This is a genomic window from Bradyrhizobium manausense, from assembly GCF_018130615.1.
Classification (GTDB): domain Bacteria; phylum Pseudomonadota; class Alphaproteobacteria; order Rhizobiales; family Xanthobacteraceae; genus Bradyrhizobium; species Bradyrhizobium manausense_A.
The window spans coordinates 1-18,133 of the sequence record NZ_JAFCKB010000022.1; the positions used below are offsets into that span (position 1 = coordinate 1).

The following is an 18,133-nucleotide window of genomic DNA, read 5'->3' on the forward strand; positions in this document are numbered from 1 at the left end:
TCCAAGATCAGCGGCAGATGTGCCTAAGTCTTCCTCAAACCTAAACCGGACAGCCGTGGGACAAGCCCGGGCATGACAACACAACGAGAAATGTCGCAAGTGGTCAAGCAGTAAGCCGGAACGTCACGCCGCCCAGCAGGAACTCATTCCCGGCAACTGCCAGCCCTTTCGCTTTGGCAGAGTGCAGCACCTGGGCCACATCGGCCACGCGAAACTCGAGCGCACTCATGATCTCGCTAGCGCCCGTGACGAAACGGAAGGTTGCGTTGGGCAGCTTCAATTCAGAGCCAATAGCCGCAACGCCGATGATCTTCCCCCAATGCTCCGCCAATCCTTGCGGATCCGGGCTCTGCATCTCCACGCCCGTCAGGGCCAGCGTCACGTCCTTACGGATAAACTTTTGCCAATCCGGCCCGGCCGGCGGATAGGGGCCCAGGATGTCGTCGCTGCCGTCGGTGTGGTTGAATTCGATGAAAGCGGCGCGGCAGTCGCGGGGGTGGAGCTGGACGCCATGATAGGGCGCGTGGTCGATCACGTTCGCGGTGCGCACACCCATCGCATTGGCATGACGGCCGCGCTCGTCCGGATCGTCGCAGCAGAAGATCGCCATATAGCCGCCGCGGCCGCCGGTCTTCTCGATGAAGCGGCTTGCGGTGGTGCCGTCCTCGAACGGCGCGACGACCTCGAGCAGGATCGTACTGACCGGGAGCAGCGCGTTCTCCAGGCCGTATTTGGCAACATTGCCGTCGCGGTAGCAGACGGCAAGGCCCATGATCTCGCCGATATCGGAGATCACGGGCGCCAGCTGCGGCGCGACGAGGCAAATCTGACGCAGCCGGATATAGCGCGTCATCGTCATGCCCCCTTGAACGACGGCTTGCGCTTCTCGACGAAGGCCTTTGCGGCCTCCTTGTGATCCTCGGTGTCACCGCAGCGGGTGTGATGGATCGCCTCGCCGTCGAAGCAATCTTCCAGCGGAAGATGCTCAGCATTGTTGATGTTGCGCTTGATGAAGCCAAGCGCGATCGAGGGACCTTGCGCCAAGGACAGCGCGAGCTCATGCGCGGCGGCGTCGATTTCGGCGTCGGCGACGACCTTCGTCACCATGCCGATCGCATGCGCTTCCCTGGCCGTGAGCACCGGCGACATCATGTAGAGCTCTCGCGCCCGGGCGCTGCCGAGCAGCTGGGTGAGGAAATAGGTGCCGCCGTAATCGCCGGAGAAACCGACTTTTGCGAAGGCGGTCGTGATCTTGCAGGATTCGCTAGCAATCCGCAGGTCGCAGGACAATGCCATCGACAGGCCGGCACCGGCCGCAGCGCCATCGAGCTGCGCCACCACGGGCTTTGGCATCTGGTGCAGGATGCGCGAGACTTCCATACCGCGGCGGAGGTTCGCCATCTTCACTTCGAACGGCAGCGGCGCGCGGCCGGCCGCCATCGACTTGACGTCGCCGCCGACGCAGAACGAGCCGCCGGCCCCCTTGAACAGCACCGCCCGCACCTCGGAATCGTCAGCCGCACGCCGCGCCGCCTCGACGAGGCCGGCGACCATCTCGGGATTGAGCGCGTTCTTCCGCTCGGGACGATTCATCGTGATGGTGAGCAGCCCGCCCTCGAGCTGTTGCAGGACCATGTCGTTGCTCATGGGTGTTTGCCTCTTGTTCGATGCTTCGATTTTGCTCCGTCATTCCGGGGCGCGACGGGCGGTAGTCGGGCTCGCTGGCCAGACCGTCATTTCTTCACTAGCGGGCAGCGCGACTGCTCGAGCGACTGGAACGCCTCGCTACCTGGCACGGTCGCGAGCAGCTTGTAGTCGTCCCAGCGCCCCTTGGATTCCGACGGTTTCTTCACCTCGAACAGGTACATGTCATGGATCATGCGGCCGTCCTCGCGGATCTTGCCGTTGTGAGCGAAGAAGTCGTTGATCGGCGTCTCCTTCATCACCTTCATGACCGCCGCCGCGTCCGTCGTGCCCGCCGCCTTCACCGCTTTCAGATAGTGCATGACGGAGGAATAGACGCCGGCCTGTGCGGAGGTCGGCGGTCGCTTGACGCGCTCTTGAAAGCGCTTCGAGAAAGCGCGCGTCTCGTCGTTCATATCCCAGTAGAAGGCCTCCGCCAGCAGCAAGCCCTGCGCCGTCTCCAGCCCGATCGAGTCGATGTCTGTGACGAAGGCCAGCAGCGGCGAGACCTTCTGGCCACCCTTCATGATGCCGAACTCGGCCGACTGCTTGATGGCGTTGACGGTGTCGCCTCCGGCGTTCGCGAGTCCGATCACCTTGGCTTTGGAGGCCTGTGCCTGAAGCAGGAACGACGAGAAGTCCGACGTGTTGAGCGGATGGCGTACGCCGCCGAGCACCTTGCCGCCGGTCTTGGTGACGACGGCGCTGGTGTCCTTTTCCAGATCCTGACCGAAAGCGTAGTCGGCGGTGAGGAAGAACCAGGTGTCGAGGCCCGACTTCACGGCGGCAAGGCCGGTCACATTGGCCTGGCCATAGGTGTCGAATACGTAGTGGATGGTGTAGGGACCGCAGGCTTCGTTGGTAAGACGGATCGAGCCCGGGCCGTTGAACATGATGATCTTGCCCCGCGCCTTCGCGATCTCGCCGGCGGCAAGCGCGGTTGCGGATGCCGCGACGTCGTAGATCATCTCCACGCCCTGGTTGTCGAGCATATCGCGGGCGATGTTGGCGGACAGGTCTGCCTTGTTGAGATGGTCGGCTGCCAGCACCTGGATCTTACGACCCAGCACCTCACCACCAAAATCCTCCACCGCCATCTTGGCCGCGGTCTCGCTGCCTGGACCGGTGATGTCGGCATAGAGGCTCGACATATCGAGGATGCCGCCGATCTTCAGGGGTGGTTTGTCTTGGGCCTGCGCGGCGCTCGCGCTGAGGGCAAACGCGGCGGCAAAAATGCCCGACAAAACATGCTTCATGGAAACCAACCTCCCTTGATCGCCTGGCTCTGAACGGCGGCTTGATTATTGCTCTTGTCGCGATCATGCCGCATGCGCAGGAGCGCAGCAAGCAGAAGCGCGATGCGCATCGCGCTGGCGCTCTTATGTTTTCCGCAAAACGGAATGGTCGGAAGACGCAAGATGTTTCCGCCTCGTCAATTGCGAGCCACGGGGTCCGCGCGAAGCGCGGCCCCATGACAGGCTCCGCAAAGCAACCCAGAATCTCGCCGCGGAAGGACTCTGGATTGCTTCGCTGCGCTCGCAATGACGGAGTGTGAGGAAGCCCCTTCGCGACCCACCACGCTTGAGTTAATATCGAAGCGCAACGCAACCTCTCCGGGTTTTCGTGACACGACGACTCCACCTCATCGTCGTATTCCTTCTGACCGCGGGTCACACCGCGAGCGCCACGCCATGCCAATTCGAATCCCAAGGCGAAGGCCGCGTCGCCGCCGTCGTCGATGCCCGCAGTGTGCGTCTCGACGATGGCCGCGAGGTTCGCCTCACTGGGATCGAGACGACAGCGACGACCAGGCAGGTGCTGACGTCGCTGCTCGTCGGCCGCGACGTGACGCTTCGCGGCAATGACGACACGCCCGATCGCTACGGCCGGCAAGGTGCGCTTCTGTTCATCGGCGAGAGCGACACCTCGATACAGGCCACCCTCCTCGCCCAGGGTGACGCCCTCGTCTCCGCCGAGATCGCGGACAAGGACTGCGCAGCCGCCCTGATGGCGTCCGAAGCGGAGGCGCGGCGCCAAAAAAAGGGCAGCTGGGCTGACCCGTCGGCCATAAAAAACGCGGAAAGTCCGGACGATATTTTGGCCGGGATCGGGCGCTTTATGGTGGTCGAGGGCAAAGTCCTGTCGGTCCGGCAAGCTGGGGCAATGACCTACCTCAACTTCGGACGGAACTGGACACGCGGCTTTGCTGTGACTATTTCAAAGCGCACGCTGCCGGCGTTTGAAAGCGTCGGTATGGCCCTTAAGTCCCTGGAAAATAAACGTATTCGCGTTCGGGGCTGGGTTGAGGGGACGACGGGGCCGCGTATCGATGTGCGCTTCGTGGGACAGGTCGAGTTGCTGGGCGCAAACGAACTGACAGGGGTAAGGCCTTAAGCAAGGCCGGGCACGGGTTAAGCGACGTGAATGGGGTGCTAGGACAGCACGGACGAAGTGATGGCCGCCGCCTGCGGGCTGCGCCGGCCGTGCTTTGCCTCGCGCTGGGCACGGCGCTCGCCGGTTGCGGCGATATGGGCCGGTTCCAAACGGCGGCGGCGCCGCCGACTGTCGCGATGCCGAAGCCGAAACCGGCCGTCGCCCAGACCCCCGCCACCGAGAAAGAGCACGAGCGCATCCTGGCGAGCTATGGCGGCACCTATGATGACCCCCGGCTCGAATCACTGGTCAGCAAGACCGTCGACCGGCTCGTGGCCGCCTCCGACCGCCCCGACCAGGGCTACAAGGTCACCATCCTCAATTCCGGCGCGGTGAACGCCTTCGCGCTTCCGAACGGCCAGCTTTATGTCACCCGCGGCCTACTTGCGCTCGCCAGTGACACCTCCGAATTGTCCTCCGTGCTCAGCCACGAGATGGCGCATGTTCTGTCGAAGCATGCCGCGATGCGCGAGGACCAGGCGCGCCAGGCCGCCATCGTCACACGTGTCGTCACCGACATGAGCACCGATCCCGATCTCACCGCGCTCGCACTTGCCAAGACCAAGCTCACCATGGCGAGCTTTTCGCGCAACCAGGAGTTCGAGGCTGACGGCATCGGCGTCGGCATCTCCGCCAAGGCGCATTTCGATCCCTACGGTGCGGCGCGCTTCCTCTCGGCGATGGAGCGCAATGCGGAGCTAAAGGCGGGCAAGGGCTCGCTTGATCCGCGCGCGCAGGATTTCACCTCGTCGCACCCCGCCACGCCCGAGCGGGTCCAGAATGCGCAGACCATCGCGCGGCAATATGCGGCGCCCGAGGGTGCCGAGCGCGACCGCGAGAGCTATCTCGCCGCGATCGACAATCTCGTCTATGGCGAGGATCCCAGCGAAGGCTTTGTCCGTGGCCGCCGCTTCCTGCATCCGAAGCTCGGCTTCACCTTCCAGGCGCCGGACAATTTCACGCTCGACAACACCGCGCAGGCGGTGATCGGCGTGCGCGAGGGCGGCTCGCAGGCGATGCGCTTCGACGTCGTGCGCGTGCCGGCCGAGCAGTCGCTCGGCGACTACCTCAATTCCGGCTGGATGGAGGGCGTCGAAAAGGCATCGACCGAGGACATCACCATCAACGGTTTCCCGGCCGCGTCCGCCACCGCCAAGGGCGACCAGTGGCAATTCAAGGTCTATGCGCTGCGCTTTGGCAGCGACGTCTATCGCTTCATCTTCGCCACGCGGCAGAAGTCGACCGAGAGCGAGCGCAATGCACGCGAGACCGTCAATTCATTCCGCCGCCTGACGCTGGACGAGATCCAGGCCGCGCGTCCGCTGCGCATCAAGGTCATCACGGTGCAGCCCGGCGACACCGTGGAATCGCTGTCGCACCGCATGGCCGGCGTCGATCACCCTGCCGAGCGTTTTCGTGTGCTGAACGGCCTCGATCGCACCGCGCAGGTGAAGGTGCGCGATCGCGTGAAGATCGTGACGGATTGAGGCGCGCTAAGCGCGTCATCCCGGGGCGTGCTTAGCGAGAACCCTGGATCTCGATCCACAAAGACAGGCGGACAAGTCGCTTTGCCCGCCTACCGCGCCTTTTCCTTCAAATACGCGATGATGTCGGCACGATCCTGTGCATCCGGCACATCGAAGAACATCTTGGTTTCCGGCACCATGGCCTGCGGTCCGGTCAGCCATTTGTCGAGATTGTCCTCGGTCCAGACAATCCCCGAGTTCTTCAGGTCGGGCGAGTAATCGTAGCCGGGAACGCTGCCCGCCTTGCGCCCGACCACACCCTTGTGCATCGGGCCGACGCCGTTCTCGGCGATCGAGTGGCAGTCCGCGCAGCCCTTGTAGAGCGTCTGGCCGCGCGCAGCATCACCGGTCGCGCCCGCGGGACCGGCAGCGCATAGAAGCGCAAGCGCGACCGCGGCAACAGCCAGGCTTGCAGTGCTTCGCAAGCGGACGAAATACGACCAGACGTTCATGTGATCTCCTGCTTGCAGTCCCGCAAACAGGATCATCCGGCCCGGGTTTTATTCCCGTCAGCTCGAAGATTCGCCCGCGTCCATGTCGCCGACCTCGCGCTGGCCGCTGAGCCAAAGCGCGAGCAGGGTCCAGAACGCGCCGGAGAGCAGATAGGCACCCGAGGCGATGACGCCGAGATTGGTGGCGAGCAGCAGCGCCACCAGCGGAGCGAAGCCCGCGCCGAACAGCCAGGCCATATCGGAGGTCAGCGCCGAAGCCGTGTAGCGATAGGCCTGCTTGAAGTTCGAGGCGATCGCGCCCGAGGACTGGCCGAAGGACAGGCCGAGCAGGATGAAGCCGATCACCATGTAGATGGTCTCACCGAACGCGCCGGCATCGAGCAGCTGCGGAGCGAAGCCGCTGTAGATCGCGATCGCAATCGCCGATCCCATCAACAGGGATTTGCGGCCGACCCGGTCGGCGATGATGCCGGAGGCCACGATCGCGGCGACGCCGAACACGGCGGCGACGATCTCGATGATCAGGAAGCGCACCGGGCTTTCGCGGGTGAACAGGAACACCCAGGACAGCGGAAACACCGTGACCATGTGAAATAGCGCGAAGCTCGCGAGCGGCGCGAACGCGCCGAGCATGATGTTGTGGCCTTCACGCGCAACCGTGTCGGAGATGCGCGAGGGCTGCAATTCGCGGGTCTCGAACAGCGAGGAATATTCCTCGGTCGTCACCATGCGCAGGCGCGCGAACAGCGCCACGACGTTGATCGCGAAAGCGACGAAGAACGGATAGCGCCAGCCCCAGTCGAAGAAATCGTCGGCCGAGAGATTACCGGCGAAATAGGCGAACAACGCGCTCGCCACGATCAGCCCGAGCGGCGCGCCGAGCTGCGGCACCATCGCGTACCAGCCGCGCTTCGAGGCCGGTGCGTTCAGCGCCAGCAGCGACGCCATGCCGTCCCAGGCCCCGCCCCAGGCCAGACCCTGCGCGAGACGCGCCAGCGCCAGCAGCCAGATCGCGGCGGCGCCGATGTCGTGATAGCCGGGCAGGAACGCGAGCGCGACGGTGGCGGTGCCGAGCAGGAACAGCGCCGAGACCAGCTTGGCCGTCTTGCCGTACTCCCGGTCGACCGTCATGAAGATGACGGTTCCGACCGGCCGGGCAATGAAGGCCAGCGCGAAGATCATGAAGGAATAGAGCGTGCCGGTCAGCTCGCTCGTGAACGGGAACACCAAACGCGGGAACACGATCACCGAGGCGATCGCATAGACGAAGAAGTCGAAGAATTCCGAGGTGCGGCCGATGATGACGCCGATGGCGATCTCGCCGGGACTGGCCTGGTCATGGCCGTGCTCGCCCGAGTGGAGGTCTGCCATTGCGGGGGTCTGTGCCGTCGCCATGCGTGCGCCCTTAACGTCCTGAAAGCCAAAGCCGACCGCCCGGCGGGAGGCCAGGCAATCCGGCCCTTTCTGTCTCAACATGCCGCACTGCAACATTGGACAAATTGTCCAATGTCCGGATTGCTGCGCCGCAGCTACCCGTTGACCCCGCAAAGGAAACTCATTCTCATAAGGCTCGGCCCGTGTCCCGTCTCAAGATCCTGGCGCTGCTACCCCTGGCAGCTGCGCTCAGCGGCTGCAACTACGTCGTGCTGGCGCCAGCCGGCGATATCGCGGCGCAACAGCGCGACCTCGTCATCATCTCCACCATCCTGATGCTCCTGATCGTCGTCCCCGTGATGGCGCTGACGGTGCTGTTCGCCTGGCGCTACCGCCAGTCCAACACCTCGGCCCGCTATGAACCGGATTGGGACCACTCGACCAAGCTCGAGCTGGTGATCTGGTCGGCGCCGCTGTTGATCATCGTCTGCCTGGGCGCGCTGACCTGGATGGGCACGCATCTGCTCGACCCCTATCGCACGCTCGGCCGCATCCATGCCGACCGCGCGATCGACCAGTCCAAGGCGCCGCTCGAGGTTGACGTCGTCGCGCTCGACTGGAAATGGCTCTTCATCTATCCGGACTACGGCATCGCCACCGTCAACGATCTGGCCGCTCCCGTCGATCGTCCGATCAACTTCCGCATCACCGCCTCCTCGGTGATGAACTCCTTCTACATCCCCGCGCTCGCCGGCCAGATCTATGCGATGCCCGGCATGGAGACCAAGCTCCACGCCGTCGTGAACCACGCCGGCACCTACAAGGGCTTTTCGGCGAACTACAGCGGCGCCGGCTTCTCCGGCATGCACTTCAACTTCCAGGGCCTCGACGACAAGGGCTTCGACGCCTGGGTCGCGCAGGCCAAATCCGCCGGCGGCTCGCTCGGCCGCGGCGAATATCTCCAGCTCGAAAAGCCCAGCGAGAACGAGCCGGTCCGCCGCTACGGCACGGTCGATGCCGATCTCTACCGCCTGATCCTCAACATGTGCGTCGAGGCCGGTAAGATGTGCCAGAGCGAGATGATGGCGATCGACGCCAAGGGCGGCAACGGCCACGAGGGCTTGAACAACACCCTGCCGCTCTCCTACGACAAATACGCCCGCCGCGGCACCGCACTCGGACCCGAACCAACCTTCGTCGCCGGCACCTGCACGCCGGATGCGCCGCAGGGTCAGACCACCGCGTCGATCAAGGCCCCGCTCGACACCGCGCCGCTGCTCGGCGCCGGCCTGAAGCGGCCGACCTTCACGCCGCTGAAGTCCTCGTCCTTCTTCCTGGGACAACGTCCCAAGTCAGACTCCTGACGTCAGACTCCTAAAGAGAGCTCGCATGTCTCCTGATCTTCTCAAGCTCATCTTCGGCCGTCTCGGCATCGATTCGCTGCCGTTGCACGAGCCGATCCTGGTCGGCACCTTCGTGATGGTCGCGCTCGGCGGCGTCACGCTGCTCGCTGGCCTGACCTATTTCCGCCTCTGGGGCTATTTGTGGCGCGAGTGGTTCACCACCGTTGATCACAAGCGCATCGGCATCATGTACATGATCCTCGGCATCGTGATGCTGCTGCGCGGCTTCGCCGACGCACTGATGATGCGCGCGCAACAGGCGCTGGCATTCAACGGCTCCGAGGGCTTCCTGCCCGCCCATCACTACGACCAGGTCTTCACCGCCCACGGCGTGATCATGATCTTCTTCGTGGCGATGCCGCTGGTGACCGGTCTGATGAACTATGTGGTGCCGCTGCAGATCGGCGCACGCGACGTGTCGTTCCCGTTCCTGAACAATTTCAGCTTCTGGATGACGGTTGGCGGCGCGGTGCTGGTGATGATCTCGCTGTTCATCGGCGAATTCGCCCGTACCGGCTGGCTGGCTTATCCGCCGTTGTCGAACATCGGCTACAGTCCTGACGTCGGTGTCGACTACTACATCTGGGCGCTGCAGGTCGCCGGCGTCGGAACGACCTTGTCCGGCATCAACCTGATCTGCACCATCGTGAAGCTGCGCTGTCCCGGCATGACCATGATGAAGATGCCGGTGTTCACCTGGACCTCGCTCTGCACCAACATCCTGATCGTCGCCTCCTTCCCCGTCCTGACCGTGGTGCTCGCGCTACTCTCGCTCGATCGCTATGTCGGCACCAACTTCTTCACGAATGATTTCGGCGGCAGCCCGATGATGTACGTGAACCTGATCTGGATCTGGGGGCATCCCGAGGTCTACATCCTGGTTCTCCCCGCCTTCGGTATCTTCTCGGAAGTCACCTCGACCTTCTCCGGCAAGCGGCTGTTCGGCTACACCTCGATGGTCTACGCCACGGTGGTCATCACCATCCTGTCGTACCTGGTCTGGCTGCACCACTTCTTCACGATGGGCTCGGGCGCCAGCGTCAACTCGTTCTTCGGCATCACTACGATGATCATCTCGATCCCGACGGGTGCGAAGATGTTCAACTGGCTGTTCACGATGTATCGCGGCCGAATCCGCTACGAGCTGCCGATGCTGTGGACGATCGCCTTCATGCTGACCTTCGTGCTCGGCGGCATGACCGGCGTGCTGCTCGCGGTGCCGCCGGCCGACTTCGTCCTGCACAACAGCCTGTTCCTGATCGCGCACTTCCACAACGTGATCATCGGCGGCGTCGTGTTCGGCGCATTCGCCGGCATCAACTATTGGTTCCCGAAGGCGTTCGGCTTCAAGCTGGATCCGTTCTGGGGCAAGCTGTCGTTCTGGTTCTGGGTCACCGGCTTCTACATGGCCTTCATGCCGCTCTATGTGCTCGGCCTGATGGGCGTGACCCGCCGCCTGCGCGTGTTCGACGATCCGAGCCTGCAAATCTGGTTCGTCATCGCCGCGATCGGCGCCGGCCTCGTCTTCCTCGGCATCCTCTCGATGCTGATGCAATTCGCGGTCAGCTTCCTCAAGCGCGAGCAGCTCAAGGACGTCACCGGCGATCCCTGGGACGCGCGCACCCTGGAATGGGCGACCTCCTCGCCTCCGCCGGACTACAACTTCGCTTTCACCCCCGTCGTTCACGACAATGACGCGTGGTGGGACATGAAGAAGCGCGGCTACCAGCGCCCGCTGGTCGGATTCAAGCCGATCCACATGCCGAGCAGCACCGGCACCGGCATCATCCTCGCCGGCTTCGCCACCGCGATGGGCTTCGGTCTGATCTGGTACATCTGGTGGCTGGCGGCCGCGAGCTTCATCGCAATGCTCGCCGTCGGGATCGGTCATACCTTCAACTACCACCGCGACTTCGACATTCCGGCCGACGACGTCATCCGGACCGAGGACGCGCGCACCAAACTGCTCGCCGGAGCCAAGTAAATGACTGTCGCTGTCAATCCCTCACAAACCGGCGAGCCGGTCTTCTATCTCGCCGACGAGCATCCGCATCCGGAAGGCTACAGCACCTCGCTCGGCTTCTGGATCTATCTGATGAGCGACTGTCTCATCTTCGCGATGCTGTTTGCCGCCTTCGGCGTGCTCGGCGCCAATTATGCCGCCGGGCCGGCGCCGAAGGACCTGTTCGACCTCGACCTGGTCGCGGTGAACACCTCGATGCTGCTGCTGTCGTCGATCACCTATGGTTTTGCCATGCTGACCATGCAGCAGAACAAGATCGCGCAGACGCAGATGTGGCTCCTGATCACCGGCCTGTTCGGCGCCGCCTTCATCGGCATCGAGCTCACCGAATTCGCCCACATGATCCATGAAGGCGCCACGCCCCAGCGCAGCGCCTTCCTGTCCGCCTTCTTCACCCTGGTCGGCACCCATGGCCTGCACGTCTCCTGCGGCCTGATCTGGCTGGTGACCTTGATGGTGCAGGTCTGGCGCTTCGGCCTGATCGAGGCCAACCGCCGTCGCCTGATGTGCCTGTCGATGTTCTGGCACTTCCTCGACGTGGTCTGGATCGGCGTCTTCACCTTCGTCTATCTCCTGGGAGTTCTGCGATGAACACCGACACCCACGCCTCCCACGCGGACGCTCATCACCATGACGACGGCCACGCCCACAGCACGTTCTCGGGTTACATGCTCGGCTTCGTGCTCTCGGTGGTGCTCACCGCGATCCCGTTCTGGCTGGTGATGAGCGGCATGCTGCCGAGCAAGCAGATCACCGCGCTGGTCATCATGGCCTTCGCAATCGTGCAGATCGTCGTGCACATGATCTACTTCCTGCACATGAGCCCGAAATCCGAGAACGGCTGGAGCATGATGGCACTGATCTTCACCATCGTCATGGTGGTGATCGCGCTGTCCGGTTCGCTGTGGGTGATGAATCACCTCAACAGCAACATGATGCCGGTCCACGAGATGACGGGAATGAAATGAGCGACCTCGTGAAGCCCAAAGGAAGCGAATCCCGCAGCCCCGCGAGGGCTGCGGGTCCATCCTTGTGGCTCACGGGTCTCTCGCTCACCGCGGTCGTTGTTCTGATGGCCCTCGGCATCTGGCAGGTCGAGCGCCGCGCCTGGAAGCTGGCGCTGATCGACCGCGTGGAGCAGCGCGTTCATGCCCCGGCCCAGCCGATCCCCTCGCGCGCCGCTTGGCCCGCGGTCTCCGCCGCAAGCGACGAATACCGGCATGTCAGCGTCTCCGGCCGCTTCCTGCACGACCGCGAGACGCTGGTGCAGGCCGTCACCGAGGAAGGCCCTGGCTATTGGGTCCTGACGCCGCTCCAGCGCGCCGACGGAACGCTTGTCCTGATCAACCGCGGCTTCGTGCCATCCGAGCGGCGCGACCCATCGACGCGCCAAGCCGGCAATCCTGACAGCCAGATCGAGGTCACCGGGCTTCTGCGCATCACCGAACCGAAGGGCGGATTTCTCAGGGACAACGTGCCCCAGCACAACCGCTGGTACTCGCGGGATGTTGGCGCGATTGCGGCCGCGCGCGATCTCCAGAACGTCGCGCCCTTCTTCATCGATGCGGACGCCGGATCACAATCCGGCGTCGGTCCAATCGGCGGATTGACCGTGATCCGCTTTCCCAATAACCACCTGATCTACGCGTTGACGTGGTTTGCCCTGGCTTTCATGCTGGCTGGTAGACTTTTCGTCACATTCCGCGGCGGGCTGTTCCGCCGCACGCGCTTCGTCCACGAACCGGCCGGCGGCTCAGATGCTTCCGCCCGCAGGACGGGATCAGATGCTGGAACGATCGTCGAACCGACCTGACGATGGGAACAATTTTGGCGAGCTGGCCGTCACGCTGCAGTCGCAGGCGGACGCCCGCAGCGAGCTGATCGGCGCGGCACCGACCGACGACGAGACCAACCGCAAGAACATGGCGCTGCTGATCCAGCTGCGCTGGACCGCGGTGGTCGGCCAGATCGTGACCATCGGCGGGGTGCATTTCTGGCTCGGCATTCCCCTCCCTCTCACCCGCATGGGCGCGGTGATCGGCGCGCTGGTGCTGCTCAATGTCTCGAGCCTGGTCTGGGTACGGCATCGCGCCGCCATCACCAACAACGAGCTCCTGGTCGCGCTGATGCTCGACGTCGCCGCGCTGACCGCGCAGCTTTACCTGAGCGGCGGCGCCACCAATCCCTTCACCTCGCTGTTCCTGCTCCAGGTCACGCTCGGCGCCGTGCTGCTCGATGCACGCTCGACCTGGTCGCTGGTGGCGCTGACCTGCGCAAGCTTTGTGTGGCTGACGATGGCCTACCGGCCGCTCGACCTACCGCCGAATCCGCTGAGCGAAACCTACACGCTCACCGTCACCGGCATGCTGCTGGGCTTCGTCCTCAACGCCGTGCTGCTGGTCGTGTTCGTCACCCGTATCAACCGGAACCTTCGCCAGCGCGACGCGCATCTGGCAGCCCTCCGCCAGCACGCCGCCGAGCAGGATCACATCGTCCGCATGGGTCTGCTCGCTTCCGGCGCAGCGCACGAGCTCGGCACGCCGCTCGCCTCGCTCTCGGTCATCCTCAGTGACTGGCGACGCATGCCTGATCTCGCCGCCGATCAGGAGCTTGCCGAGGACCTCACCGAGATGGAAACCTCGCTGCAGCGCTGCAAGTCCATCGTGACGGGCATTTTGGTGTCGGCGGGCGAGGCGCGCGGTGAAGGATCGTCGCCGACGACGGTGACGGCCTTCGTCACCGCGCTGGTCGAGGAATGGCGCGATGCGCGCTCGGCGCGGACGCTGTATTTCGTCAACACCTTTGGCGAGGACGTCGCGATCGTCTCCGACATCGCGCTGAAGCAGGTGATCTTCAACGTGCTCGACAATGCCTACGAGGTCTCGCGCGAGTGGGTCGAGCTGGTGGCCGAGCGCGAGGGCGACAATCTGGTGCTCTCGATCAGCGACCGCGGCCCGGGCTTCGCGCCGGAAATGCTGGCGCAGCTCGGAAAGCCCTATCAGTCGAGCAAGGGTCGCGCCGGGGGCGGCCTCGGCCTGTTTCTGGTGGTGAACGTGGTGCGCAAGCTGGGGGGCAGCGTGATCGCCGAGAACCACAGGAAGCGCGGCGCCACCGTGCGCCTGACCCTGCCGCTTGCGACACTCGCGATCGGAGGCAGCTTTGACACCTGACCGTTCGCTCATCGTCGTCGAGGACGACGAAAGCTTTGCGCGCACATTGAAGCGCTCGTTCGAGCGCCGCGGCTACGAGGTCGTGCTCGCCGCATCGATCGAAGACGTCCAGAGAGTTCTGGAGGGGCGATCCTTCGGCTACGCCGTGGTCGACCTCAAGCTCGGGGGCGCCTCGGGCCTTGCCTGTGTCGAGCTGCTGCACACCCACGATGAGGAAATGCTGATCGTGGTGCTGACAGGCTTCGCCAGCATCTCGACCGCCGTCGAGGCCATCAAGCTAGGGGCCTGCCACTACCTCGCAAAACCCTCCAACACCGACGACATCGAAGCCGCCTTCAACAAGGCCGAAGGCAACGCCGATGTCGCGCTCGACGTGCGGCCAACCTCGATCAAGACGCTGGAATGGGAGCGCATCCACCAGACGCTGATCGAGACGGACTTCAACATCTCGGAAGCGGCACGGCGACTGGGGATGCATCGGCGTACGCTGGCAAGGAAGCTCGAGAAACGGCCGGTGAAGTGAGCGGTTCGCCGCGCGGGGAGGAAAACGCTCACCCAAGCTGATGACCTCGCTTCCATGCATCACTAGACTGTCGGATGCGCGGCTGACAGCCGCCGCTGTGCTGCATCGGCCCAAGCGAGGAAACCGCCCCATGACAATGCTCGTCGAGCGCCTCAACTCGCCTGCGGCGCTGTCGCGGACGCGCAACCAGCGCGACACCGAAACCGTTCAGTTTGCACAGGCCGCGCTCGAAGCCGGCAAGAAGGAGGGCCTGCAACTGGCCGTACGGGCGCGCTACGTCGCGCTGGCTATCATCGCCTGCCTGCTGCCGGCCATCAATCCGGCATGGGAGCAGCTGTACTACGTGGCGCTGCTCGGCCTGTTTGCACTGATCGGCTGGGCCCAGGTCAGGGTTGGGCGGGTCGGTGTATCGCGGTCGGAACTGGCCCTTTTGTTCTGCGACCTGGCGCTGCTCACATTCGTCATCGTGGTCCCGAACCCATTCGGCACGACGCACTGGCCGGTGGCGATGCAATACCATTTCGACAACTTCATCTACTTCTTCGTGCTGCTCTCCGGCGCCACGCTGGCCTATTCCTGGCGAACCGTGGTTGCGGTCGGAACGTGGACCGCAGCGCTCTGGATGATCGGCGTGGCCTGGGTGTGGTGGCAACCTGATCGCGATCCCGCACTGACCGCCCGCATTGCAGAGGCGGTGGGCGGCGATCACAGGCTGTTCGCGCTGATCTCGCCCACTGCGATCGGGTTCGGCCTGCGTATCCAGGAAATCGTCGTCTTCATGATCGTGGCCGTGACACTGGCGCTCGCGGCCAGCCGCAGCAATGATTTGCTGATCCGGCATGCTGCGGTGGAACGAGAACGCGGCAATCTGGCGCGCTACTTCTCACCCAATGTCGTCACGGAATTATCGAAGCACGACGAGCCGTTGAAGCAGGTGCGCACGCAAGACGTTGCGGTGCTGTTCGTGGACATCGTCGGCTTCACGGCCTTTGCCGATGCGCGCGCCCCCGAGGAAGTGGTGCGAACGTTACGCGAATTCCACGGATTGATGGAGCAAGAGGTTTTCCGCCACGACGGCACGCTGGATAAATATCTGGGTGACGGATTGATGGCGACATTCGGCACACCCTTCGCGGGCGCGCGCGACGCCAGCAACGCGTTGCTCTGTGCTCAGGCCATGATCGCCGCGGCAAACGGCTGGAACGTGCGGCGAACAGCGTCCGGTGAACCACCGATGCGCGTCAGCTTTGGCCTGCATTACGGTCCGGTGGTGCTCGGCGACATCGGGCAAACTTGTCTGGAATTTGCCGTGATCGGCGCGACCGTCAATGCCGCAAGCCGTCTCGAATCGCTGACGCGCAGGCTCGACTGCGCGCTGGTAGCAAGCAACGATCTCGTCAGTCGCGCCAAGTTGGAGCTCGGCAGCACAGCCGAAACATTTGCATCGTTGATCGCCCAGGATCCTCAAGCGATCCGCGGGCTCGAGCGGCCGATCGCGATCTGGACCCAGCCGCGCGCGACGCCGTAGGCGACGCTCGATCGGCGCTGGATCCGCGTCCAAACAAAAAGCCCGGCCGAGCGGCCGGGCTTTTGATCTGTTGTGATCGGCGGGTGCGCTTACGCAGCCTCGTCCGCGACGGCGGTGTCGTCGCCATCGGTATCGTCGGTATCGCCCTCGGCATCCGTCTCGCCCTCGCCATCAGCGGCTTCCGCCTTGGCATTGGCGCGGCGCGGGCTCTTGGCGAGCTGGGCCTCGATCTCCTTGACCGCTTCGGTCTCGGTCGAGTGCTGCACCACCGCGATCTCGCGGGAGAGGCGATCGAGCGCCGCTTCATAGAGCTGGCGTTCGGAGTACGACTGCTCGGGCTGCGACTCCGAGCGATAGAGATCGCGCACGACTTCCGCGATCGCGACGATGTCGCCCGAATTGATCTTTGCTTCGTATTCCTGGGCGCGGCGCGACCACATGGTGCGCTTGACGCGGGCGCGGCCCTTGAGCGTCTCGAGCGCCTTCTTCACCAACGCGGGCTCGGACAGCTTGCGCATGCCGACGTTGGCGACCTTCGCGGTCGGAACGCGCAGCGTCATCTTGTCCTTGATGAAGTTGATGACGAACAGCTCGAGCTTCGCGCCGGCGATCTCCTGCTCCTCGATGGCCAGGATCTGACCGACGCCGTGAGCGGGATAGACGACGAATTCATTGGCCTTGAAGCCCTGACGCTGGGTCACGACCTTCTTTTCCTCGACCTTCGGCGCGGGTGCAGCGGCCTTCACAGCCGGCTTGGCAGCAGCAACGGGGGCCTTGGCAGGGGCGGCAGCAACGGGGGCCTTGGCAGGGGCGGCAGCAACGGGAGCCTTCGGAGCAACGGGCTTGGCAGCGTGAGCCTTGGCAGCAGCAGGCTTGGCAACGGTCGCTTTCGCGGCCGGTTTGGCAGTCTTGTTAGGCATTGCGCTTCTTTTGTTCTTCGAGGACTTTGCAGCCGGCGGCGCCTTGGCAGCGGCCCGACCCTTGGATGCGCTACGGCTGGCCGCGGCGACTTTTTTGGCCTCCTTATGGGAAGCCCTCGCTGAAGTACTCTTTTTACGCGTTTTCTGTGACACAGCCTGCGCGCGGAAACTGCCACGCCCCTGTTTCGACATTTGGTTTCACGGGAACCCAGAGGGGCCAACGAGGCTGACGGGGTTCGGCTTAATGTGCCCAATATAGCACATTTCCCGCAAAAATCAATGATTTAGGGGTCTTGAGGGCTGGTTTTCAGCGGCAACGACAGTATTAGGGTTAAGTTTGCGCCGGATTTTAGTCCCCGGAGCCGGGGTTCGGAGAAAAATATTTCTCGAACTTGCCCTCCATGCCGTCGAACTCCTTCGCATCGGCAGGTGATTCTTTTTTCTGGGTGATGTTCGGCCAGCTCTTGGCGTAGTCGGCGTTGACCTGCAGCCACTTTTCGAGGCCGGGTTCCGTGTCCGGCTTGATGGCGTCGGCGGGGCATTCCGGCTCGCACACGCCGCAATCGATGCACTCGTCCGGATGGATGACGAGCATGTTGTCACCCTCGTAGAAACAGTCGACCGGGCAGACCTCGACGCAGTCGGTGTACTTGCACTTGATGCAGTTTTCAGTGACGACGTAAGTCATCCAACGCTCCGAAAAGCTCTTTTAAAAGTCGCGGCTTGCGTAGCGCGGATGGCCCCGCGCTGCAAGGTCGGGAAGGCCCGATCATGACGGCTTTATGTGTTTGATCGACCAAGAAATGAATACAAACCGCAATTAATTGCGCTTTACGTCGCCGAGCTCCTCATAGAGCACGCGCGCCGAGGCGGCATCGCCGCGGCGCTCGTTGAAATCAGTCACCTTCAACACCCGCACGGTGCGGTCGAGCGCGACGGTGATGACGTCGCCGATCTTGATCGCATGACCCGGCGATGTCTCGCGCGTGCCGTTGATGCGGACGTGACCGGACTCGACGAGCTCAGCCGCCGAGGTGCGCGCCTTCACCACCCGCGCGTGCCACAGCCATTTGTCGAGGCGCTGCCGCTCGGTGGTCG

At 63.7% G+C, this 18,133-nt stretch carries 17 protein-coding genes and 2 pseudogenes; 10 read left to right on the forward strand and 9 right to left on the reverse strand.

From position 1 onward, the window contains the following. Window positions 1–103: 103 nt before the first annotated feature. The 4 genes from JQ587_RS30360 to JQ587_RS30375 all read right to left on the reverse strand — a co-directional run bounded on the left by JQ587_RS30360 (window position 104) and on the right by JQ587_RS30375 (window position 3,100). Window positions 104–853, reverse strand: a complete 750-nt coding sequence (locus tag JQ587_RS30360) for a VOC family protein (RefSeq protein WP_212427793.1) — start codon at window positions 851–853, stop codon at window positions 104–106. Window positions 854–855: 2 nt separating this feature from the next. Further along, the gene (locus JQ587_RS30365; protein ID WP_212301813.1) at window positions 856–1,647 is read right to left on the reverse strand and encodes an enoyl-CoA hydratase; all 792 of its coding nucleotides are present in this window, start codon (window positions 1,645–1,647) and stop codon (window positions 856–858) included. An 86-nt stretch (window positions 1,648–1,733) separates the two neighbouring features. Then, the gene (locus JQ587_RS30370) at window positions 1,734–2,939 is read right to left on the reverse strand and encodes an ABC transporter substrate-binding protein (protein ID WP_212301812.1); all 1,206 of its coding nucleotides are present in this window, start codon (window positions 2,937–2,939) and stop codon (window positions 1,734–1,736) included. Beyond that, the gene (locus JQ587_RS30375; RefSeq protein ID WP_212301811.1) at window positions 2,936–3,100 is read right to left on the reverse strand and encodes a hypothetical protein; all 165 of its coding nucleotides are present in this window, start codon (window positions 3,098–3,100) and stop codon (window positions 2,936–2,938) included. Before JQ587_RS30375 ends, JQ587_RS30370 begins: the two co-directional genes overlap by 4 nt. 124 nt (window positions 3,101–3,224) lie before the next feature. Here JQ587_RS30375 and JQ587_RS30380 point away from each other — a divergent pair. After that, window positions 3,225–4,077, forward strand: a pseudogene (locus tag JQ587_RS30380) (thermonuclease family protein). A 35-nt stretch (window positions 4,078–4,112) separates the two neighbouring features. Continuing rightward, entirely contained in the window at window positions 4,113–5,603 is a 1,491-nt protein-coding gene (locus tag JQ587_RS30385; protein ID WP_212301837.1) for a M48 family metalloprotease, read from the forward strand. A gap of 89 nt (window positions 5,604–5,692) precedes the next feature. Here the strand turns inward: JQ587_RS30385 and JQ587_RS30390 are convergent, their stop codons facing one another. Further along, the gene (locus tag JQ587_RS30390; RefSeq protein WP_212301810.1) at window positions 5,693–6,094 is read right to left on the reverse strand and encodes a c-type cytochrome; all 402 of its coding nucleotides are present in this window, start codon (window positions 6,092–6,094) and stop codon (window positions 5,693–5,695) included. 57 nt (window positions 6,095–6,151) lie between these two features. After that, entirely contained in the window at window positions 6,152–7,489 is a 1,338-nt protein-coding gene (locus tag JQ587_RS30395; protein ID WP_212301836.1) for an MFS transporter, read from the reverse strand. A 182-nt stretch (window positions 7,490–7,671) separates the two neighbouring features. On the opposite strand from JQ587_RS30395, the gene cyoA reads away from it, so the two are divergent. From cyoA to JQ587_RS30435, 8 genes are all read left to right on the forward strand, one after another. Next, window positions 7,672–8,832, forward strand: a complete 1,161-nt coding sequence (cyoA, locus tag JQ587_RS30400; RefSeq protein ID WP_212301809.1) for a ubiquinol oxidase subunit II — start codon at window positions 7,672–7,674, stop codon at window positions 8,830–8,832. A 25-nt stretch (window positions 8,833–8,857) separates the two neighbouring features. Then, window positions 8,858–10,855 (forward strand): cytochrome o ubiquinol oxidase subunit I, encoded by a 1,998-nt coding sequence (gene cyoB, locus JQ587_RS30405; RefSeq protein WP_212427794.1) that lies wholly within the window; start codon window positions 8,858–8,860, stop codon window positions 10,853–10,855. Continuing rightward, window positions 10,856–11,485 (forward strand): cytochrome o ubiquinol oxidase subunit III, encoded by a 630-nt coding sequence (gene cyoC, locus JQ587_RS30410; protein ID WP_128963603.1) that lies wholly within the window; start codon window positions 10,856–10,858, stop codon window positions 11,483–11,485. After that, window positions 11,482–11,862, forward strand: coding sequence for a cytochrome o ubiquinol oxidase subunit IV (cyoD, locus tag JQ587_RS30415; protein WP_212427795.1), 381 nt, complete (start codon window positions 11,482–11,484; stop codon window positions 11,860–11,862). Before cyoC ends, cyoD begins: the two co-directional genes overlap by 4 nt. Beyond that, the gene (locus JQ587_RS30420; protein ID WP_212427796.1) at window positions 11,859–12,707 is read left to right on the forward strand and encodes an SURF1 family protein; all 849 of its coding nucleotides are present in this window, start codon (window positions 11,859–11,861) and stop codon (window positions 12,705–12,707) included. Before cyoD ends, JQ587_RS30420 begins: the two co-directional genes overlap by 4 nt. Next, complete coding sequence (locus JQ587_RS30425; protein ID WP_212427797.1) at window positions 12,679–14,064, forward strand: ATP-binding protein; 1,386 nt, start codon at window positions 12,679–12,681, stop codon at window positions 14,062–14,064. Before JQ587_RS30420 ends, JQ587_RS30425 begins: the two co-directional genes overlap by 29 nt. Continuing rightward, window positions 14,054–14,587 (forward strand): response regulator transcription factor, encoded by a 534-nt coding sequence (locus JQ587_RS30430; protein WP_212427798.1) that lies wholly within the window; start codon window positions 14,054–14,056, stop codon window positions 14,585–14,587. Before JQ587_RS30425 ends, JQ587_RS30430 begins: the two co-directional genes overlap by 11 nt. Before the next feature lie 130 nt (window positions 14,588–14,717). Next, window positions 14,718–16,115, forward strand: coding sequence for an adenylate/guanylate cyclase domain-containing protein (locus tag JQ587_RS30435; RefSeq protein ID WP_212427799.1), 1,398 nt, complete (start codon window positions 14,718–14,720; stop codon window positions 16,113–16,115). Between the two features lie 89 nt (window positions 16,116–16,204). Here JQ587_RS30435 and JQ587_RS30440 read toward each other — a convergent pair whose 3' ends face one another. From JQ587_RS30440 to JQ587_RS30450, 3 genes and pseudogenes are all read right to left on the reverse strand, one after another. Next, window positions 16,205–17,035 carry a CarD family transcriptional regulator gene (locus JQ587_RS30440; RefSeq protein ID WP_212427800.1) on the reverse strand — a complete coding sequence of 277 codons (831 nt, stop codon included), beginning with the start codon at window positions 17,033–17,035 and terminating at the stop codon, window positions 16,205–16,207. A 349-nt stretch (window positions 17,036–17,384) separates the two neighbouring features. Further along, complete coding sequence (gene fdxA, locus JQ587_RS30445; protein ID WP_018643465.1) at window positions 17,385–17,723, reverse strand: ferredoxin FdxA; 339 nt, start codon at window positions 17,721–17,723, stop codon at window positions 17,385–17,387. Window positions 17,724–17,855: 132 nt separating this feature from the next. Next, window positions 17,856–18,125: pseudogene (locus JQ587_RS30450) on the reverse strand (RNA-binding S4 domain-containing protein); the annotation flags it as partial. Between the last annotated feature and the right edge of the window lie 8 nt (window positions 18,126–18,133).